17 protein-coding genes are annotated in these 20,334 nt (G+C 69.0%); 9 read left to right on the top strand and 8 right to left on the bottom strand.

The genetic code is table 11. The features are described from left to right. Window positions 1-136 precede the first annotated feature (136 nt). A complete protein-coding gene (locus FL625_RS09365) occupies window positions 137-580 on the top strand; it encodes an Hsp20 family protein (protein ID WP_149588402.1) in 444 nt (147 codons plus the stop codon). Continuing rightward, on the top strand, window positions 577-804 hold the full coding sequence (locus tag FL625_RS09360) for a DUF1150 family protein (RefSeq protein ID WP_149588401.1): 228 nt from the start codon (window positions 577-579) through the stop codon (window positions 802-804). The genes FL625_RS09365 and FL625_RS09360 overlap by 4 nt, the downstream gene beginning before the upstream one ends. Window positions 805-806: 2 nt before the next feature. Here the strand turns inward: FL625_RS09360 and FL625_RS09355 are convergent, their stop codons facing one another. Beyond that, window positions 807-1,685, bottom strand: a complete 879-nt coding sequence (locus tag FL625_RS09355; protein WP_200833919.1) for a sterol desaturase family protein — start codon at window positions 1,683-1,685, stop codon at window positions 807-809. Window positions 1,686-1,816: 131 nt separating this feature from the next. Here FL625_RS09355 and FL625_RS09350 point away from each other — a divergent pair, with 131 nt between their 5' ends. After that, a complete protein-coding gene (locus FL625_RS09350) occupies window positions 1,817-2,290 on the top strand; it encodes a cytochrome b (RefSeq protein ID WP_160147758.1) in 474 nt (157 codons plus the stop codon). Between the two features lie 66 nt (window positions 2,291-2,356). On the opposite strand, the gene FL625_RS09345 is transcribed toward FL625_RS09350, so the two are convergent. The 7 genes from FL625_RS09345 to FL625_RS09315 all read right to left on the bottom strand — a co-directional run bounded on the left by FL625_RS09345 (window position 2,357) and on the right by FL625_RS09315 (window position 10,214). After that, complete coding sequence (locus FL625_RS09345) at window positions 2,357-4,063, bottom strand: bifunctional sulfate adenylyltransferase/adenylylsulfate kinase (RefSeq protein WP_149588399.1); 1,707 nt, start codon at window positions 4,061-4,063, stop codon at window positions 2,357-2,359. Between the two features lie 231 nt (window positions 4,064-4,294). After that, window positions 4,295-4,663, bottom strand: a complete 369-nt coding sequence (locus FL625_RS09340) for a hypothetical protein (protein WP_149588398.1) — start codon at window positions 4,661-4,663, stop codon at window positions 4,295-4,297. Between the two features lie 90 nt (window positions 4,664-4,753). Next, the gene (locus FL625_RS09335) at window positions 4,754-5,233 is read right to left on the bottom strand and encodes an RNA pyrophosphohydrolase (protein ID WP_149588397.1); all 480 of its coding nucleotides are present in this window, start codon (window positions 5,231-5,233) and stop codon (window positions 4,754-4,756) included. Window positions 5,234-5,237: 4 nt separating this feature from the next. Next, window positions 5,238-6,590, bottom strand: a complete 1,353-nt coding sequence (locus tag FL625_RS09330) for a S41 family peptidase (RefSeq protein WP_149588396.1) — start codon at window positions 6,588-6,590, stop codon at window positions 5,238-5,240. Window positions 6,591-6,595: 5 nt separating this feature from the next. Next, on the bottom strand, window positions 6,596-7,711 hold the full coding sequence (locus tag FL625_RS09325) for a murein hydrolase activator EnvC family protein (protein WP_149588395.1): 1,116 nt from the start codon (window positions 7,709-7,711) through the stop codon (window positions 6,596-6,598). Further along, window positions 7,708-9,225, bottom strand: coding sequence for a 2,3-bisphosphoglycerate-independent phosphoglycerate mutase (gpmI, locus tag FL625_RS09320; RefSeq protein ID WP_149588394.1), 1,518 nt, complete (start codon window positions 9,223-9,225; stop codon window positions 7,708-7,710). The genes FL625_RS09325 and gpmI overlap by 4 nt, the downstream gene beginning before the upstream one ends. A 92-nt stretch (window positions 9,226-9,317) precedes the next feature. Then, entirely contained in the window at window positions 9,318-10,214 is an 897-nt protein-coding gene (locus tag FL625_RS09315) for a DMT family transporter (protein ID WP_149588393.1), read from the bottom strand. A 159-nt stretch (window positions 10,215-10,373) separates the two neighbouring features. On the opposite strand from FL625_RS09315, the gene FL625_RS09310 reads away from it, so the two are divergent. From FL625_RS09310 to addA, 6 genes are read left to right on the top strand one after another with little or no spacing between them, the layout of a single operon-like run. Next, entirely contained in the window at window positions 10,374-11,945 is a 1,572-nt protein-coding gene (locus FL625_RS09310) for a PAS-domain containing protein (protein WP_149588392.1), read from the top strand. A gap of 37 nt (window positions 11,946-11,982) precedes the next feature. Then, entirely contained in the window at window positions 11,983-12,453 is a 471-nt protein-coding gene (gene tsaE / locus FL625_RS09305) for a tRNA (adenosine(37)-N6)-threonylcarbamoyltransferase complex ATPase subunit type 1 TsaE (RefSeq protein ID WP_149588391.1), read from the top strand. Then, window positions 12,446-13,462, top strand: coding sequence for an aminoglycoside phosphotransferase family protein (locus FL625_RS09300; protein ID WP_149588390.1), 1,017 nt, complete (start codon window positions 12,446-12,448; stop codon window positions 13,460-13,462). Before tsaE ends, FL625_RS09300 begins: the two co-directional genes overlap by 8 nt. Next, a complete protein-coding gene (locus tag FL625_RS09295) occupies window positions 13,438-14,142 on the top strand; it encodes a nucleotidyltransferase family protein (RefSeq protein ID WP_149588389.1) in 705 nt (234 codons plus the stop codon). Before FL625_RS09300 ends, FL625_RS09295 begins: the two co-directional genes overlap by 25 nt. After that, window positions 14,135-17,032, top strand: coding sequence for a double-strand break repair protein AddB (gene addB, locus FL625_RS09290; protein ID WP_149588388.1), 2,898 nt, complete (start codon window positions 14,135-14,137; stop codon window positions 17,030-17,032). Before FL625_RS09295 ends, addB begins: the two co-directional genes overlap by 8 nt. Beyond that, on the top strand, window positions 17,029-20,334 hold the full coding sequence (addA, locus tag FL625_RS09285; RefSeq protein ID WP_149588387.1) for a double-strand break repair helicase AddA: 3,306 nt from the start codon (window positions 17,029-17,031) through the stop codon (window positions 20,332-20,334). The genes addB and addA overlap by 4 nt, the downstream gene beginning before the upstream one ends.

Raw genomic sequence — 20,334 nt, 5'->3', positions numbered from 1 at the left:
CTCTCGCAGAAATCGGCCTCCGCAGCCCGTGTCCGGGGCCTTGCAGGACCCGACCGCCCGCCCCATATTCGAGCCGTGTGGTGCCTGATTGCGGGGCCGCACAGACCGAACCGTCGCTTATGCCAAGGACTGTCCGATGACGAAACTGAGCTTTGGGGCCCACCCGTATCTTCTGGGGTTCGAGCAGCTGGAACGGCTGGTAGAGCGCACCGCGAAGTCGGGAGCCGAGGGCTATCCTCCGTTCAACATCGAGGCGGTGGCGGACAACGCCTACCGGATCACCCTGGCCGTCGCGGGCTTCCGCGAGGAGGACCTGTCGATCACGGTCGAGGACCGGCAGCTTGTTGTCCGGGGCCGCCAGGGCGATGACGCGGGGGAACGGGTGTTCCTGCACCGGGGCATCGCCAGCCGCGCCTTCCAGCGCAGTTTCGTCCTGGCCGACGGGGTCGAGGTCGCGGGGGCCACGATGGAGAACGGGCTTCTCCACGTCGATCTGCGCCGCCACGTCCCCGAGACCGTGGTGCAGACGATCCGGATCGGTCGCAAGGATGCCAGCCAAAAGGAAGGGGGCAAGACATGAACACGCCATTCAACGGATTGCCGCAGGGCAGCGATCGCATCGTCTATGTCCGCGAGGTCCCGGTGACGGACCTGCCGGAAGAGGTGCGCGAACAGATGGGCGGGCTGGAAGTGATCTGGTCGGTCCACGGAGCCGACGGGCGCCAGCTGGCGCTGGTCGCCGACCGTCGGCTTGCGTTCCACCTTGCGCGCGAGCACGACTTCACGCCGGTCAGCGTGCATTGATCCTATTCGCCGGGAACCCTGGCCATCTCGGCGTCGGTGGGCGCAGGCGGTTTGACTGATCTGCGGCGATAGGCCCTGGCCGTGAAGGCATAGCCGATCTGCCCGGCCAGGGTCGGCGCCATGCGGTCGGTGACGCCCAATGGCACGGTGCAGGGACCCGGCACGCGGAAGGTTCCGAACACCCGGTCGAAGATCGAGAACACGGTTGCATAGTTGGTGTCGAACGCGGCCTTGTCGGCGGCATGATGCCAGCGATGCATGGCCGGAGATACGAAGATCTTGCCAAGTGGCCCGTAGGTCCAGGGCAGGTCGGCGTGGATCAGAAAGCCGTAGTAATGCCGCACGAGGTTGTTCGCGATCACCGCCTCGGCCGGCAGTCCAAGAAGCAGAAGGGCCGCCGTGTCGATCACGAAGGTGGTGAGGCGATTGATCGGGTGGAACCGCTCCAGGGTCAGCCAGGTCATTTCCGTATCGGAATGATGGACGGCATGGCTGGGCCAGAGGAAGCGGGTGTGTTCCAGCCGATGCCGCCAGTAGCCGACGAAATCGCCGATGAAGATGCCAAGAAGCATGACAGGCAGCGCCGGAACGCCGATCCAGACCGAGCTGTCGATCAGGGAAATCCCTTGCGAGTAGACGATCCAGACCAGAGCCTGTGACAGGATCACGATCATGGGTCCGACGACGATCAGGTTGAAGACGAGGATCTGGAGGTTCAACCCGGTTTCGGCCGCAGCACGGCGCATGTCGGCAAAGACTGCACTGCGCTTGACCAGCATGCCCAGCGCCAGGAAGAACGCGGCGGCCGGAAGAAGGCTTTGAAGCGCCTGAAAACCGTCCGTCCAGCTGTCTCGGAGCAATTGGTAGAGAGTTTCCGGCATCGTCGCATCTCGTCGCTTGAATTGCCTCCGTAGTGGCGACAATCTGCGGCAAAAGTATGAAACGGTCGCTTGCTTCCACGACGGAACCGGCAGGTTCTGTCGTGTCGGGGCTGTCGTCAGCGGAGGTCTTCATGAAAACCACTACCGGTTACTCGGGCATCCAGATCGTGCTGCACTGGCTGGTCGCCGTGCTGCTTGCAATCGCCTGGTTCACCGGCGAAGGCGCGAACGCGGCGCTGGAGCGGGTCGAAGAGGGCGGCACGGCCGGGTTCGTCCCGCATGTCGCGCTGGGGTTGGCCATCCTGGCGCTTGCGGTCCTGCGGGTGCTGGTGCGGCTGGGCCGTGGCGCGCCCGAACCGGCCGGCGAGGTGGGCAGCCTTCAGGTCCGTGCGGCGGGTTGGGTGCACCTTGCGCTATACGTCCTGATGATCGCCGTGCCGCTGGGCGGGATCAGCGCATGGTTCCTGGGCCTGGAGACCGGCGAAATCCACGGGCTTTTCGCCAATCTGCTGATGGCTCTCGCGCTGGGCCATGCGGCGCTGGCGATCTATCACCAGGTCGTGCTGAAGGACGGCACGCTGACCCGGATGACGCGGGCCGAATAGGCCTGCGGCTCCCCCACCCCCATCCCCTCCCCACGCAGGGGGAGGGGAGGCGCGAACGAGGATGCGTCAGGCCCGGATCAGGCCCATCTGTTCCAGCTTCAGCAGCACCTGATGGGCGCAGTGATCGACATCCACATTCTCGGTGTCCACGCGCAGTTCCGGGGCTTCCGGCGCCTCGTAGGGGTCGGAGATCCCGGTGAATTCCTTGATCTTGCCCTCGCGCGCCAGCTTGTAGAGACCCTTGCGGTCGCGCCTTTCGCATTCCTCGATGCGCGTCGCCACATGCACCTCGACGAAGGCGCCGAAGGCCTCGATCATCTCGCGCACGGCGCGGCGGGTCGCAGCATAGGGCGCGATCGGCGCACAGATCGCGATGCCGCCGTTCTTGGTGATCTCGGAGGCGACATAGCCGATGCGGCGGATGTTGATGTCGCGGTGTTCCCTGGAGAAGCCCAGTTCCGAGGACAGGTGCTTGCGCACCACGTCCCCGTCCAAGAGCGTGACGGGGCGCCCGCCCATCTCCATCAGCTTGACCATCAGCGCGTTGGCAATGGTGGACTTGCCGCTGCCCGAGAGGCCAGTGAAGAACACGGTGAAGCCCTGTTTCGACCGCGCCGGGCTTGTCTTGCGCAACTCGGCCACCACTTCGGGGAAGCTGAACCATTCGGGGATCTCCAGCCCCTCGCGCAGGCGGCGGCGAAGTTCGGTGCCGGAAATGTCGAGGACCGTCGAGCCTTCGGGGATCTCGTTCGCAGGGTAGTACTGAGCCTTTTCCTGCACATAGACCATGTGCTTGAAGTCGACCATCTCGATGCCGATCTCGGCCTGATGGGCGCGGAACAGTTCCTGCGCGGCGTAGGGGTCGTAGAAATCCTTGCCCTGGGAGTTCTTGCCGGGGCCCGCATGATCGCGGCCGACGATCATGTGGGTGCAGCCGTGATTGCGGCGGATGATGCCGTGCCACACCGCCTCACGGGGCCCGGCCATGCGCATGGCGAGGTTGAGGAGGGAAAGCGCGGTGGTCTGGGCCGGATACTTGTCCAGCACCGCTTCATAGCAGCGGACGCGGGTGAAATGGTCCACGTCGCCCGGCTTGGTCATGCCGACGACCGGGTGGATCAGGAGGTTGGCTTCGGCCTCGCGCGCGGCGCGGAAGGTCAGTTCCTGATGCGCGCGGTGCAGCGGATTGCGGGTCTGGAAGGCCACGATCTTGCGCCAGCCCAGCTTGCGGAACAGCGCGCGCAACTCGTTGGGCGTATCGCGGCGGGCCTTGAAGTCGTAGTGGACGGGCGGCTGGATCCCGGTGATCGGGCCGCCCAGATAGACCTTGCCCGCCGTATGGTGCAGGTAGTTCACCGCCGGATGGGCGATGTCGTCGGCGCCGAAGACCTTCTCCGCCTCGACCGCCTTGTTCGGCACCCATTTGTCGCTGATCGACAGGATTGCCAGGATCACGCCTTCCTGGTCGCGCAGCGCGATATCCTGGCCTGGTTCGACTTTGTCGGCGAAGGCTTCGGACACGTCCAGCGTGATCGGGATCGGAAACAGCGTCCCGTCGGCCAGCCGCATCCGGTCCACCACGCTGTCGTAGTCGGCCTGGCTCATGAAGCCCTTCAGCGGATGGAACCCGCCGTTCATCAGCAATTCCAGGTCGCAGATCTGGCGCGGGGTCAGATCCCAGGAGGGCAGGTTGCCCGCCTCGATCTTCAGCTTCTGGGCAGAGTCGTACGAGACGTAAAGCTCGGAGATCGGAGCATGGTTCGGCAGGGACATGGATCGGACCTTTCACACGGGCGGCGGCCGTCTTTTGCGCGGGTCCGTAGCCTGACCCGGGGGGCGACATCAAGCGAAGGCAGGGAGTTTTCGGCAGATAAGGCGGAAATCGCAGGGGACTTGGCGCAGCTAGGCAACGGTTCTGCACTACATCAGCGACGGGGGCAGATTTCCCGCTGACCGCCCTTCTGCCGGGAAAGATCGGAACGTGTTTCCGGATGGTGGTGCCGGTCAGGCCAAGGCAGGGAGGAGCCAACGCAGGATGAGGCCGGAGAGCGGCAGATAGATCGTTTCGGATATGATCCCGCCGATGGCTTCGGGCCAGCTGTAATCCGGCCCGATCGCCTGGCTGATCTCGCCCAGGACGAACATCAGCCACCACAGCGCAACATAGGTCCATAGCTGCCCTGCCAGATCATTGCGGGCCAGGAGCCAGAAGCCGACAAAGGCCAGTGCCGTGCCCAGTTTCGACACGGCAACACCGAACAGGAATGTGGCGGGATTGTCGCCGGGGGGTTGCAGGCCAGTCAATGCGGACTGGGCACCGTAGACGAGGATCGGCACAACGAACAGCGTCAGGAAGACGGCAGTGATGGCCATGGCAGATTGCATCAGGGCGGCCTTTCGGACAGGGACGGGTTCAGGTTGCCCAGAAGTCCGGTGCCGTGCCTTGCGGCAGGTCAAGGCGTCTCAGGCCAGATAGGCGCGGAAGCTGCGGATGACCTCTTCATAGACCGCGCGCTTGAAGGGCACGATGCTGTCCAGCATCTCGTCCGCAGTGATCCAGCGCCAGGTGGAGAATTCGGGGTGTTCGGTCGCGATCTTCACGTCCGAGTCCCGGCCGAGAAAGCGGAACAGGAACCACTTCTGCTTCTGCCCGCGATACTTTCCGCCCCAGACCTTGCCCAGAAGCTCGGGCGGCAGGTCGTAGGTGACCCAGCCGTGGGTCTTGGCCACGAACTCCACCTTGTCGCGAGGGATGCCGGTTTCCTCCCAAAGCTCGCGGTAGGCGGCCTCTTTCGGCTTTTCGTCCTTGTCGATCCCGCCCTGCGGCATCTGCCAGGCAGGCGAGGGGCTGTCGATGCGCTGGCCGGCAAAGACCAGGCCGCGCGCGTCGATCAGCACCACGCCGACACAAGGGCGATAGGGCAGGCTGTCGGCCGCGACCATGGCGTCACGGCGTTTCCGGGGCGATGGCCGTCAGCCCCTTGATGATGTCCACCGCATAGGCCAGCTGATAGTCCTCGTCGCGCAGCTTGGCCGATTCCTCGGCCCGGGCGAGTTCCTCCTCGTAGAGCCGCTTTTCCTCGTCCGTCATCGAGTCGTTAGAGATCGCGCCGCGCAGGTCGGCCTCGGACCGCTGCCGGCTTGCGGCGGATTTCTCCTCCTCGGCGGCGGCGGCCGGATCGACCGGCTTCGGAGCGGGCTGCTGGACCACGATGTCGGGCGAAATGCCCAGCGCCTGGATCGAGCGGCCCGACGGGGTGTAGTAGCGCGCCGTGGTCAGCCGCATCGCGCCGTCGCCGCGCAGCGGGATCAGCGTCTGGACCGAGCCCTTGCCGAAGCTCTTGGTGCCCACGACGATCGCCCGGCGATGGTCCTGAAGCGCGCCCGCCACGATCTCGGAGGCCGATGCCGAACCGCCGTTGATGAGCACCACGATGGGCTTGCCGCCTGCCAGGTCGCCAGGTGTGGCATTGTAGCGCTCGCCGCTGCCGGCGACGCGGCCCCGGGTCGAGACGATCTCGCCCTTGTCGAGGAAGGCGTCCGAAACCGAGATCGCCTCGTTCAGAAGGCCGCCGGGGTTGTTGCGCAGGTCGATCACCACACCATCGAGATTCCCGGCCCCGCCCAGTTCCTCGATTCCCTTCTTCAGCGCCTCGGTCATGTCGCTGGTGGTCTGGTCGTTGAAGGTGGTGATCCGCAGGACAACGGTGTTGCCGACGACGCGACCCCTGGCGGCGGTCAGCTTGATCGTGTCGCGGATGATCGACACGTCGAAGGGTTCCGGCGTGCCCTGACGGACGACGGTGATGATGATCTCGGACCCGACCGGCCCGCGCATCTTGGCGACGGCGTCGTCCAGCATCAGTCCCAGCACGGATTCGCCGTTCACATGGGTGATGAAGTCCCCGGCCAGGATGCCGGCCTTGGCGGCGGGGGTGCCGTCCATCGGCGAGATCACCTTGATGAAGCCCTCTTCCTGCGTGACCTCGATCCCCAGGCCGCCGAATTCGCCCCGGGTCTGCACCTGCATGTCCTCGAAATCCTTTGCGGACAGATAGCTGGAATGCGGGTCCAGCGAGGTCAGCATCCCGTTGATCGCCGCCGTCACCAGCTTTTCTGTCGGCACTTCTTCGACATACTGGGCCCGGACGAGCTCGAAGATGTCGCCGAAGAGGTCGAGCTGTTCATAGACCGAACTGTCGCTCGACAGTTCCTGCGCGATCAGCGGGCCGGCGACCTGGGTGGTCGCAATGACCCCGGCAACGGTTCCGGCCAGGGCGGCCAACACATGCTTCTTCATGCTCGTCACTCTCCTGTGCGGACGAGGGCTGCGAACCACGGCATCGGGTCCACGGGCGCCGCGCCCTGTCTGAGTTCAATATAAAGCGTTTCCGTGTCACGCCCGCCAGAGCCATCTGGACCAAGCGCCACGAATTCCGCAGTGCCGGTCGCCGGCCCACCCATCAGCCCGAGAGGGGCCTCCGCGGCCACGACTTCTCCCACCTCGCCATACAGGGTTTCCATCCCCGCGAGCACGATTAGATAGCCGTCGCCGGGCTCGAGGATCATCACATTTCCGTAGTCGAGAAGCGGGCCGCGAAACCGGATCGTGGCGGGCCAGGGGGCGGTGACCAGGGCGTGGCTCCTTGTGGCCAGCGTCACGCCCGGGCGGCGGACACCGGCGGCATCGGCCTCGCCCGGACGGCGCAGGACGGAGCCGAGCACGGGCAGGGGCAGGGTGCCCTTCGCCCCGGCAAAGGAGCTGCCGGCCGCGCTGTCGGGCGACAGGCCGGCAGCGAAGGCGTCCAGCGTGTCGGCGCTTTCCAGCAGGCCCTTCAGCACCTCGGGATCCTCGGTGAAGCGGCGCGGCAGATCGGTGCGATCGGAGATCGCCTGCGACAGGGCGGTGCGCGCGGTCTGCGCGGCGGCAAGTCCACGCTCCAGCACCTCGCCGGCCGACAGCTGCAGGGCGCGCAGATCGGCCAGTTCCTGAAGCTCTCCCTTCAGGCGCAGCGCTTCGGATTGCAGCGCGGGGGTCACATCGGCCAGGATCATTCCCGAACGCGCCGTGCCCAGCGCCCCGTCGGGATGCAACAGGAGCAGCGGTCCCGGGTTCGCCTCCATCGTCGCCAGCACACCCAGAAGCTGCCCGATCCGGTCGCGCTTGGCCTCGAAGGCGCGGGTCAGGGTGGATTCGCGCAGGGCCGCTTCGCGCAGGGCGCCGCGCAGCGCGCCAAGGCCCGCCTCGTAGGCCCGGATCGTCTGACTGAGCGCGGCGACCCGGTCGCGCGCCTCGGTTGCGGTCTCGAGCGCCGCGACAGCGCGCTGCAGGTCGGCAGACGCCCTCGCTGCCTGTTCCGCCACGGTCTCGGCCTGGGCGGGCACGGTCAGGCAAAGGGCAAATAGCGCGGCGCGGATCATGCGATCAGGGTCTGTCCGGTCATTTCGGGCGGCTGCGGCAGGCCCATCAGTTGCAGAAGCGTCGGGGCAAGGTCGGCGAGCCGCCCATTCCGAAGCCGGGCGCCCGCCGGGCCGCCGACGAGAATCACCGGCACCGGGTTCGTGGTGTGCGCGGTGTGCGGTCCACCGGTCACCGGGTCCACCATCACCTCGCAGTTGCCGTGGTCGGCGGTGACGATCATCGCGCCCCCCCGCGCCTCCAGCGCCTCCAGCGCCCGGCCGAGGCCCCGGTCCACCGCCTCGCAGGCCTTGATCGCCGCAGGCAGCGACCCGGTATGCCCCACCATGTCGGGGTTGGCGTAGTTCACCACGATCAGGTCGTAGCCTTTCCCGATCGCCTCCACGAAACGATCCGAGACCGCATCCGCGCTCATCTCGGGTTGCAGGTCATAGGTGGCGACCTTGGGCGACGGCGGCATGGCGCGGTCCTCGCCCGGGTAGGGCTCCTCGCGCCCGCCGTTCAGGAAGAAGGTGACATGCGGGTATTTCTCGGTCTCGGCCAACCGGAACTGGGTCAGCCCGTGCTTCGAGATCCATTCCCCCAGCGTGTTGACGAGAACGCGCTTGGGAAAGGCGGTAGCCATCCAGGCGTTGTGCTGGTCGGAATACTCCACCATCCCCAGAAGCGCCGACCAGTTCGGCCTTATGCCGGTCTCGAAGGCCGTGAAGGCCGGGTCGCCGATGGCGGCCAGGATCTCGCGCGCACGGTCGGCGCGGAAATTCAGGCAGAAGAACCCGTCGCCATCCCTTGCGCCGTGGTAGCCGTCGATCACCGTGGGGGCGAGGAATTCGTCGGTCTCGCCCTTGCCGTAACTGGTCGTGATCGCGGTCAGCGCGTCGGGCGCGGTTTCCCCCCGGGCGTGGATCATGCCGTCGTAGGCGCGGCCGACCCGCTCCCACCGGTTGTCGCGGTCCATCGCCCAGTAGCGCCCCGTCACCGTGGCGATGCCCGCGCCGTAGGGCAGGCGCTTCACCAGGGCCTCGACGTAGTCATGCGCCGAGGAGGGGGCCACGTCGCGCCCGTCGGTGATGGCATGCAGCGCGACCGGGACGCCCAGGGCGGTCAGCGTCCGGCAGGCGGCGAGGACATGGTTCACATGGCCATGCACGCCCCCGTCCGAGACGACACCCATCAGATGCGCGGTGCCGCCTGCGGCCTTCACCTTCGCGGCAAAGTCCAGGATCGCCGGGTTCTTCGCGAAACTGCCGTCCTCGACCGCCAGGTCGATCGCGCCCAGGTCCATCGCCACCACGCGCCCCGCGCCGATGTTGGTGTGGCCGACCTCGGAATTGCCCATCTGCCCGGTCGGCAGGCCCACGTCCGGCCCGAAGGTGGTCAGCGTCGCATGCGGGCAGGTCGCCCAGAGCCGGTTGAAGGTCGGCACCGCCGCCTGCGCGGGGGCCGAGGTCGCGGGGTTCGGCCCGATGCCCCAGCCGTCGAGGATGCACAGGACGACGGGTTTCGGCGCGGGCATGGCGGTCTCCTTCTGTCTGGCAAGGCTTTTACGCGCGCGCCCTGCGCAGGGCAACCGGGACCGCTCGTCCTGCGGCTCGCGCCTGATCCTCGCTAGGGCTGCACCTGGCGCAGCGCAGCTTTCTCGCGCACCCGCTGGCGCCAGATCGTGAAGACCCCGGCAGCCACGACGATCCCCGCCCCCATGGCGACGTTGGTCCGCAGCGTCTCGTCGAACACCACCAGCCCGATGCCGCTGGCCCAGACCAGTTGCAGATAGGCAAAAGGCTGGATCGCCGAGGCCTCTGCCACCGCAAAGGCCCGGATCAGGAGCCAGTGGCCCAGAGCCGCCGAGCAGCAGAGCGTGGCCATCCAGCCCCAGTCGCCCGGCGTCATCCAGGTCCAGTGCGCCAGGCCGAAGGGCGTCATGGCGACGGCGCCGACGACCCCGGTCCAGAAGAAGCTGACCGTGGTGCTGTCCTTCCGCGCGACATAGCGGGTCAGCAGCCCGTAAAGCGCGAACATGGCCGCCGCGAGCAGTGGCACGAGGGCCCAGGGCGAAAAGACGCCAAAGCCGGGTTCCAGGATGATCAGCACACCGGCGAAACCCACCAGGATCGCCGTCCAGCGCCGCCAGCCGACCTTTTCGCCAAGGACCGGCCCCGACAGCGCCGCCACCAGCAGCGGATAGCAGGTGAACACCGCATGCGCCTCGATCAGGCCCAGCTTGACGAAGCCCACCATCATCACCGCGATTTCGGCCACCAGGATCATACCCCTCGCCAACTGCACCCAGGGGAAATGCGACCTTGCGGCAGCGGCGAGACCGCCCTGCGACCGGGCGGCGAGGGCCATGACAAAGAACGCGAAGAACCAGAAGCGGATCATCACCACCATCGTGACCGGGTAGTTCGACCCCAAGTGGCGCGAGATCCCGTCCTGCGCGGCAAAGACCAGCGTCGTGGCGATCATCAGCCAGATGCCGGCCCTGGTGTTCTGTTGCGTGGTCATGGCCGTGGCTGGCTATCACCTGCCGTCATTCTGCGAAAGGGTGGTCCGGCGGCCCGTGTACGAGAGCCGGTGCCGATCCGAAGCCCGGGTTAACCGGCAATTAACCGTTCGGCGCCTAGCGTTGCTCAAAGTTGAGTCCTTTTCAGGGGTGCTTTCGGAATGGGCGATCTTGCGATGATCCTGGGCATGGTGCTCGCGGCCTTTCTGGTCGCCCTTTCTGCTCTGATCCTGATGCAGGCCTGGCTCGACCGCCAGCCGACGCCGGTCGCCAGCATCTTCGCAGCCACCCCCGCGCAGATCGCCTTCCTGTTCGACGGAGAGCGGCTGATCGACGCCTCGCCTGCGGCACGCGCGCTGCTGCCGGAAGGCGAGGACCAGCGCGCCTGGGGCCGGTTCATGGCACGCTTCGGCCCCGATTTTCCTGGCCTGGCAGAGCGGCTGGCAAACCTTCCCCGCATCGGCCAGATCAGGATCGCCTCGCATCCCGGGACCAGTCCACCGCTGGTCCTCAAGGCCGAACTGCGCTCGGGTCTCCTGCATCTTGCGGTGGACGCCGGTCAGGCCGGATTTCCGACCGACCCGCAGACCGGCCACTGCGACACCGCCACGGCAGCGGCGCTCCAGAACGAGGTGTTGACCCAGCGCGCGATCCTGTCGCGGGCACCGGTTCTGCTTTGGAAGGAGGCCGCCGATGGCGCGGTGGTATGGGCGAACCATGCCTACCTGATCCGCGCGGTCGAGCTCTTGCCCGAAGGCGAGGATCTGTCCTGGCCCCTGCCGAAACTGTTCGACCGGGCCCCCGGCACTTCGGCGCGGCTGAAGCTTCAGATGCCCAGCGGCGCGGAATGGTTCGACCTGGTGCAGGTGCCGGCGGGAGACGAGGTACTCTGCTATGCGCAGGCGGCCGACAAGGCGGTGCAGGCGGAAACCGCGCTGCGCGAGTTCATGCAGACGCTGACCAAGACCTTCGCCGACCTGCCGATCGGCCTTGCGATCTTCGACCGCGGGCGCTGCCTGCAGATGTTCAACCCGGCGCTGACCGACCTGACCCGGCTTCCGCCCGAGATGCTGATCGCGCGGCCCTCGCTGAACGCCTTCCTGGACGCGATGCGTGCCCGGTCGATGATCCCGGAACCGCGCGACTATCGCAGCTGGCGCAAGCAGCTGGCACGGCTAGAGGAAGAGGCCAGCATGGGCATCTTCGAGGAGACCTGGAGCCTGCCGGGCGGCCAGACCTACCGCGTCATCGGCCGTCCGCATCCGAACGGCGCCCTGGCCTTCATGTTCGAGGACATCTCGAACGAGATGACGCGCACCCGCCGCTACCGGGCGGACCTGGAACTGGGCCAGTCGGTGATCGACGCGGTCGAGGACGGGGTCGCGGTGTTTTCGCAGGGCGGACAGCTGGTGATGTCGAACGCGGCCTATGCCCAGCTCTGGCAGCATGACCCGCAGGTGCTTCTGTCCGAAGCCACCATCACCACGCTCTCGACCTGGTGGCGCGAGCATTCCGCGCCGACGCTGCTCTGGGACGACGCGACCGACTTCGTCACCAGCGGCGGGGACCGCACGCCATGGGATGGCGACGTGCGGCTGCTGGACGGACGGCTGGTCTCCTGCCGCTTCCGGCCGCTGCCCGGGGGGGCGACGATGATCACCTTCCGCCACCAGGTCGCAACCCCCCTGACCACGGTGCGCGAGACCCGGCCGCTGCAAGAGCTTTCGGCCTGAGGCTTGCGGCGGCAGGAGGGACGGCTACAGTCGCGGCATGTCCGCCGCGCCCTTCCCTGCCCTTACCCTTGACCTGCCCGACCCGACCGCGACCGAGAACCTTGGCCGCAGGCTGGCGGCGCTGGCGCGACCGGGCGACGTGGTGCTGCTGGAGGGTCCCATCGGCGCGGGGAAAAGCTGCCTGGCCCGCGCCTTCATCCGCGCAAGACTGGGCGAGGCCGAGGACGTGCCCTCGCCGACCTTCACCCTGGTGCAGGTTTATCCCGATGCGGACGGCGAGATCTGGCATGCGGATCTCTACCGCCTGACCCATCCGGACGAGGTCTGGGAACTGGGGCTGGATCAGGCCTTCGAGACCGCGATCTGCCTCGTCGAATGGCCCGACCGGCTGGGCAGCCACCGCCCCAAGGGTGCGCTGACGATCCGGCTGGAACCGCTGGGCGAGGGGCGCCGTGCCGTCCTCCTCGGCGGACGCGACGGGCTGGCACGGGCGCTGGCCGATGGCTGATCGCGCGGCCGAGCTGACTGCCTTCCTCGACCGGGCCGGCTGGGGCGCGGCCGAGCGACGGCATCTGGCGGGCGATGCCTCGGACCGCCGCTATGAACGGCTGCGGCTGGGCGCGGCGACCGCCGTGCTCATGGACAATCCGCCCGGCGGGGCCGACGACCCGGTGGCCTTCTCGACCATGGCCCGGCATCTGCGCGGGCTGGGCCTGTCCGCACCGCGCGTGCTGGCCGAGGATCTGCCGCGCGGCTTCCTGCTGCTCGAGGATCTGGGCGACGACCTCTTCGCCCGCCTGATCGCCGCCGACCCGACCCGCGAGGCCGAGCTCTACGCCGCCGCCGTCGATGTCCTCCTGCATCTCCAGTCCGCCCCGCCGCCCGGTGGCCTGCCGGATCTCTCGGCCGCCGACTGGGCGCAGGCGGCGACCTTCGCGCTGGACTGGTATGCCCGCGCGGCGACCGGCGTCAGCCCCGACCCGTCGGAGTTCCTGGCCACCCTGACCGGCGTGCTTGAGGCCCATGCCGACGGCCCGCGCGTGCTGATCCTGCGCGATTTCCATGCCGAGAACCTGATCTGGCTGCCCGCCCGGCCGGGGCTGGCGCGGGTGGGGCTGCTGGATTTCCAGCTCGGCCAGCTTGGCCAGCCGGGCTATGATCTGGTCTCGCTGTTGCAGGACGCGCGGCGCGACGTGGGGCAGGGCACCGAGGCCGCGATGGTCGCCCGTTTCGTCGCAGCAACCGGGGCCGATCCGCAGGCCTTTGCCGCCCACTACGCCGCGCTTGGCGCGCAGCGGGCGTTGCGCATCCTCGGGGTCTTCGTGCGGCTGGCGCTCGTCGCGGGCAAGCCCGGCTATCTGCCGCTGATCCCGCGCGTCTGGGGGCAGCTGCAACAGAACCTCGCCCATCCCGCCCTGGCCGGACTGCGTGCCGTCTGTGACCGGCTTCTGCCCACGCCAGGCTCCGAAACCCTAAGAAGGATCCGCGCCGCATGTCCGCCTACCCCTTCCCGCTGATGCTGTTCGCCGCGGGCTTCGGCACCCGGATGGGCGCGCTGACCGCCGACCGGCCGAAGCCCCTGATCCCGGTCGCGGGCCGGGCGCTGATCGACCATGCGCTGGACGTGGCGCAGGCGGCCGGCGTGGGCCGGATCGTCGTCAACACCCATTACCGGGCCGAGCAGATGGCGGCCCATCTTGCGGGGCGCGGCGTGACGATCAGCCACGAGGCCGGGCTGATCCTGGAAACCGGCGGCGGGCTCAAGGCCGCGCTCCCGCTGCTGGGCGACGGGCCGGTGGCGGTGCTGAACAGCGACGGGATCTGGACCGGGCCGAACCCCCTGCGCACGCTCGCCGCCGCCTGGGACGGAAGCCGGATGGAGGCGCTTCTCCTTCTCCTCCCGCTCCACCGCGCGCGGGCACACGGGCCGAAGGGGGATTTCCGGCTGGACGCCTCGGGGCGGCTGTCGCGCGGGCAGGGGGGCGAGGATCACGTCTATATCGGCGCCCAGATCCTGAAGCCGGATCGCATAGGCGCGATGCCCGACGAGGTCTTTTCGCTGAACCGGCCCTGGGATGCGATGATCGCCGCCGGCACCGCCTATGGCGTCCTCCATCCCGGCGACTGGTGCGATGTCGGCCACCCCGCCGGGATTGCCGAGGCCGAAGCCCTGCTGCACTCTGCCCGCCATGGCTGAGCCCCTCCCGATCTTCGCCCTTCCGCCTGGCGCCGATTTCCCGGCCGAGCTGGTGTCCGGGCTGATCGACCGCATGGCCGGCCAAGCGCCCGAGGCCATGGCGAAGGTCACGCTGATCCTGAACACCCAGCGCATGCGGCGACGGGTGACCGAGTGCCTCTTGGCGCGGGGCGCCCGGTTCCTGCCGCGCCTGATGCTGGTGACCGAGGCCGCGCTCCTGTCCGACCTGGCCCTGCCGCGCCCGGCCTCGCCCCTTCGCCGGCGGCTGGTGCTGTCGGTGCTGCTCGACAAGCTTCTGGACGGGGGCGCGACCGAGTTCCCGCGCGCGGCGCTTTTCGATCTGGCCGACAGTCTGGCCAACCTGATGGCCGAGATGCAGGGCGAAGGCGTCGCGCCCGACCGCATCGCGGCGCTGGACGTGGCGAACCATTCGACGCACTGGGCACGGACGCAGGCCTTCCTCGGCATCGTCGCCGAGGCCCTATCGAGCGACGCGCCCGATGCCGAAGCCAACCTGCGCCGCGCCGTGGCCAGCCTGCCCGAGAGCTGGACCCGCCACCCGCCGCCGGGGCCGGTGATCCTCGCCGGCTCCACCGGCTCGCGCGGGACGACGGCGCTCTTGATGCAGGCGGTGGCAGGGCTGGTGCAGGGGGCGATCGTGCTGCCGGGTCATGACTTCGACCTGCCGCCCGAGGTCTGGCAGGGCATGGACGACGTGCTGACCGCCGAGGACCACCCCCAGTTCCGCACCCGCCGGCTGATGGACCTGCTGGGCTTCGGCCCGCAGGACGTGCGGCCCTGGACCGCGACCCCCGCGCCCGATCCGGCGCGGAACCGGCTGGTCTCGCTCGCCTTGCGCCCTGCGCCGGTCACGCATCAGTGGCTGGCCGACGGGCCCGCACTCGGCGACCTGCCCGCCGCCACGCGGGGCCTGACCCTGGTCGAGGCCCCGACCCCCCGGGCCGAGGCCATGGCCATCGCCCTGATCCTGCGCGAGGCGGCCGAGACCGGCACCCGCGCCGCGCTGATCACGCCCGACCGCGACCTGACCCGGCGCGTCTCGGCGGCGCTGGACCGCTGGGGCATCCGGCCCGACGATTCCGCCGGGCGGCCGCTGGCCCTGTCGGCGCCCGGGCGGTTCCTGCGACAGGTCGCGGCGCTGTTCGGCCAAAGGCTGACTGCCGATGCGCTTCTGGCGCTTCTGAAACATCCGCTGGCCTTTTCCGGCAGCGAGCGCGGCCAGCACCTGATCCTGACGCGCGAGTTCGAGCTGCATATCCGCCGCAACGGCCCGGCCTTCCCCACCGCAGACAGCCTTCATGAATGGGCCGCCCGCTCGCGGATCGACCGGGCCGGGGACTGGGCCGCGATCCTGGCCGAAACGCTCTGCGGGCAGGAGATCGCGGGCCGCCTGCCGCTGGCTGACCTCGTCGCGCGGCATCTGCGGCTGGCCGAACGGCTGGCGGCGGGGTTCGATGCGGCAGGCAGCGGCGCGTTGTGGGAGAAGGAGGCCGGGGAAAAGGCGCTAGCGGCGATGAGCGAGCTTGCCTCCGAGGCCCCGGCGGCAGGCACGCTGACGGCCTCGGACTATGCCGGGCTGATCTTCGGCCTTCTGAACCGCGACGAGGTGCGCGAGACCGAGGGGCTGCACCCAGGCATCATGATCTGGGGCACGCTCGAGGCGCGGGTGCAGGGGGCGGATCTGGTCGTGCTCGGCGGGCTGAACGATGGCACCTGGCCCGCGCAGCCGCCGGCGGACCCCTGGCTGAACCGCGCGATGCGGAAGGAGGCCGGGCTTCTGCTGCCCGAACGCCAGATCGGCCTCTCGGCGCATGACTGGCAGCAGGCGGTGGCAGCCCCGCGCGTCGTCCTGACCCGGGCGAAGCGGGGGACCGAGGCGGAAACCGTGCCCTCGCGCTGGCTGAACCGGCTGGTGAACCTGCTCGCCGGCCTGCCCGACCAGCAGGGGACCGAGGCGCTGGCCGCGATGCGTGACCGTGGCGCGCACTGGCTGCGCCTGGCCGAGGCCTTCGACGCCGCCCCGCGCGTCGCTCCGGCCCGCCGCCCCTCGCCTCGACCGCCCGTCCACGCCCGGCCGCGCCAGCTTTCGGTGACCGAGATCAAGACGCTGATCCGCGACCCCTATGCGATCTACGCCCGCCATGTGCTGAAGCTGCGCCCGCTCGACCCCCTGCGCCCCGAGCCCGACCCCCGCCTGCGCGGCACGGTGCTGCACGAGATCCTCGAGCGATTCCTGAAACAGGGCGGCGGGGACCGCCAGACCCTGTTGACCATCGCCGAAGAGGTGCTGGCCGCCCGCGTCGCCTGGCCCCTGGCCCGGACGATCTGGCTGTCGCGGCTGGCCAAGGCAGCGGATGCCTTCCTGGAGTTTTCGGCCACGACTGGCGGACAGCCGGTGCTGCTGGAAGAGAAGGGCGCGCTGCGGCTGCCGGGGCTCGACTTCACCCTGACCGGCAAGCCCGACCGGATCGACCGGCTGGCGGACGGGCGGCTTCTGCTGATCGACTACAAGACAGGCGCTCCGCCGACCGAGAAGCAGCAGGAGCATTTCGACAAGCAGCTTCTGCTGCTGGCCGCCATGGCCGAAGGCGGCGGGTTCCGCGGACTTGATCCGTCCGAGGTCGCCCGGGTCGTCTATGTCGGCCTCAAGGCGCAGCTGAAGACCGAGGAGATCCTTCTGGAACCCGGCCAGGTGGCCGAGATCTGGAAGCGTTTCGGCGGCCTGATGGCCAGCTACTTCCGCCCTTCCCAGGGCTATACCGCCCGCCGCGCGCTGGAAAAGGCAAGCGACCCGAGCGACTACGACCACCTCTCCCGCTTCGGCGAATGGGAGATGACCGACGACCCCGCGCCCGAGGCCCTGGAATGACCGCAGCCTTCGCCCGTCAGATCGCCGCCGCCAACCCTGCGTGCAACACCTGGCTCTCGGCCAATGCCGGGTCGGGCAAGACCCGAGTGCTGACCGACCGCGTCGCGCGGCTTCTCCTGAACGGGGTCGATCCGACGCGCATCCTCTGCCTGACCTACACCAAGGCCGCCGCGACCGAGATGCAGAACCGCCTGTTCCAGCGCCTCGGCGAATGGGCGATGCGGCCCGAAGAGGCCCTGCGCAGGGAACTGTCCGAACTGGGCGAGGGCGACCTGACGCCCGACCGGCTGGCCCGCGCGCGCCAGCTGTTCGCCCGCGCCATCGAGACGCCGGGCGGGCTGCGCATCCAGACCATCCACAGCTTCTGCGCCAGCCTGCTGCGCCGCTTCCCGCTCGAGGCCGGCGTCTCGCCCGGTTTCGTGGAGATGGACGACCGCGCCGGGCGGCTGATGCGGGCCGAGATCGTCGAGGAAATGGCCGACGGGCCGCAGGCCCATGTCGTGCGCCGGATGACCGAGGTGCAGAACGGCGAGGATTTCGGCGCCCTCGTCGAAGCCATCGCCGCCCGCCGCGCGCATTTCGACCCGCCGCTCGACCGGGCTGGCGCGCTGCGCCTGTTCGGCCTGCCCGAGGTGGCGGACGACCGCCATCTCTTGTCGCTTGCCTTCGACGGTTCGGAGGACTGGCTGATCGCGCAGTGCCTGCCTGTTTTCCGGCAGGGCACGCCGACCATGCAGAGCCTGGCCAACGTGCTGGCGGCGATCGACCGGCAGGCGCCCACACGGCGGGATCTGGAGGCGCTTTATGCGGTGCTGCTGAAGCAGGACGGTCAGCCCAGCTTCGCCAAGGTGCCGACGGCGAAGGCCCGCGCCGCGATGGGCGATCTGGTGCATGACTTCGACGATTTCATGCAGCGCGTCGCGGATGCGCGCGAAGCGCAGAAGGCCCTTGTCGCCGCCGAGCGGACCGTGGCGCTGCACGACTTCGCCGTCGTGTTCCTGAAGGAGTACGCCGATCGCAAGGCAGCGCGAGGCTATCTCGACTTCGACGACCTGGTCCGCCGCGCGCTGCACCTTCTGAAGGATCCCTCGCTGTCGGCCTGGGTGCTGTATCGGCTGGACGGGGGGCTCGACCATATCCTCGTGGACGAAGCGCAGGATACCAGCCCCGAACAGTGGGAACTGATCGGGCAGCTGGCCGCCGAGCTGGTCGCGGGAGAGGGTGCCGCGACGCGCGACCGGACGCTCTTCGTGGTCGGCGACAAGAAGCAGTCGATCTATTCCTTCCAGGGCGCCGATGTCGCGGCCTTCGACCGGATGCGTGATCATTTCGCCCGGCGCCTCGCCGGCGGGCCGGGGCTGGACGACCGGGTGCTGGAACATTCCTTCCGCTCCTCTCCCGCGATCCTGGACGTGGTCGATGCCACCTTCACCCCGGCCGAACAGGCCGCGCTGGGTGGCGGATCGCATCACATCGCCATCAGCCCCGACCTCGCCGGTCGCGTCGATGTCTGGCCCGTGCTGGAAAAGGCCGACACGCCCGATCCCGGCCCCTGGGACGAACCGCTGGACATGCGCCACCCCGAGGATGCGCAGATCCAGCTTGCCCGCCGGATCGCGGGCTGGATCCGCGACCAGCTGGACCAGGGCACGCAGATCCCGCAGGCCGCGCGCCGGGGCGGGCCGACCGAACGGCCGGTGCGGCCGGGCGACTTCCTGATCCTCGTCCAGCGCCGGACCGGGGTGTTCCACGACCTGATCCGCGCCTGCAAGGAGGCCGGACTGCCCATCGCAGGGGCCGACCGGCTGCGCCTTGGCGGCGAACTCGCCGTGCGCGACCTCTCGGCGCTGCTGGCCTTCCTCGACACGCCCGAGGACGATCTGTCGCTGGCCTGCGTCCTGCGCTCGCCGCTCTGCGGGTGGAGCGAGGCCGACCTTTTCCGCCTTGCCCAGCCCCGGCCGGGTTATCTCTGGCAGGCGCTGCGCGCCGATCAGGGGCATGCGGAGACCCGCGCCTTCCTCGACGACATGCGCGATCAGGCCGATTTCCTGCGTCCCTACGACCTTCTGGAGCGCGTGCTGAACCGCCACGACGGCCGCCGCAAACTGGTCGCCCGGCTGGGCCCCGAGGCCGAGGACGGGATCGACGAGCTTCTGTCCCAGGCGCTGGCCTATGAGCGTGCCGAGGTGCCCAGCCTGACCGGCTTCCTCAGCTGGATGGAAACCGACGAGGTCGAGGTCAAGCGGCAGGCCGAAGGCTCGGGCGACCTGATCCGGGTGATGACGGTGCACGGCGCCAAGGGGCTGGAGGCCGAGATCGTCATCCTGCCCGAATGCACCGACTATACGCCGCGCCAGGGCGACCAGATCCAGCCCCTCCCCGGCGGTCCCGCGCTGTGGAAGATGCCCGAAGCCGACAGCCCCGCGCTGTTGTCGGGACTGCGGACCGAGAGGGCCGAACGCGAGGCGGCGGAACGGCTGCGCCTCCTTTACGTCGCCATGACCCGGGCGCGCTGCTGGCTGGTGGCGGCCGGCGCGGGCAAGGTGACGAAGGATTCGACCTGGCACCGGCTCATCTCGGCCGGGGTGATGGCCGCGGGGCACGAAGAGCTTGAAGGCGGCATCCTGCGCCACAGCCACGGCAGCTGGCCGGCCCCCCTTCGGCAAGAGGAACCGCAGGCCCCCTTGCCGGTGCTGCCCGACTGGGCCAGCCGCCCCGCGCCCGAACCCCGTCGTCCCGCGGCCGTGCTTTCGCCCTCGGACCTTGGCGGCCCCAAGGCGCTTCCGGGCGAGGCGGATTTCGACATCGAAGAGTCGAAACGCCGCGGCACCGCGCTGCATCTGCTCCTCGAACGGCTGCCCGGTCTCGACCCCGCGACCTGGGCTGCCCATGCCGAGGCGCTGATCCCCGATCCCGCCCACCGCGCCGCCGCATTGGCCGAGGCCGGGGCGGTGCTGACCCATCCCGAGCTTGCGGCCCTGTTCGGCCCGGACAGCCTGGCCGAGGTCGCCCTGACCGCCCCCTGGCAGGGCCGCATCCTGGCGGGGTCCATCGACCGGCTGATCCTGACCCCCGACCGGGCGCTGATCGTCGATTACAAGTCCAACGCGGTGATCCCCGACCGGGCCGAGGCCGTGCCCGAAGGCCTCCTCCGCCAGCTGGGCGCCTATGCGCACATGGTCGCAAAGATCCATCCCGGCAGGCGGATCGAGACGGCGATCCTCTGGACCCGTGCACCCCGGCTGATGCCGATTGCTCCCGAGATCGTGAGGCAGGCGCTGGCCCGTGCCACGATCCCTTGA

Source organism: Tabrizicola flagellatus, assembly GCF_008271465.1.
Taxonomy (GTDB): Bacteria; Pseudomonadota; Alphaproteobacteria; order Rhodobacterales; family Rhodobacteraceae; genus Tabrizicola; species Tabrizicola flagellata.
Note: the sequence above shows the minus strand (reverse complement) of the source record. Positions and strands in the feature narration are given on the sequence as shown.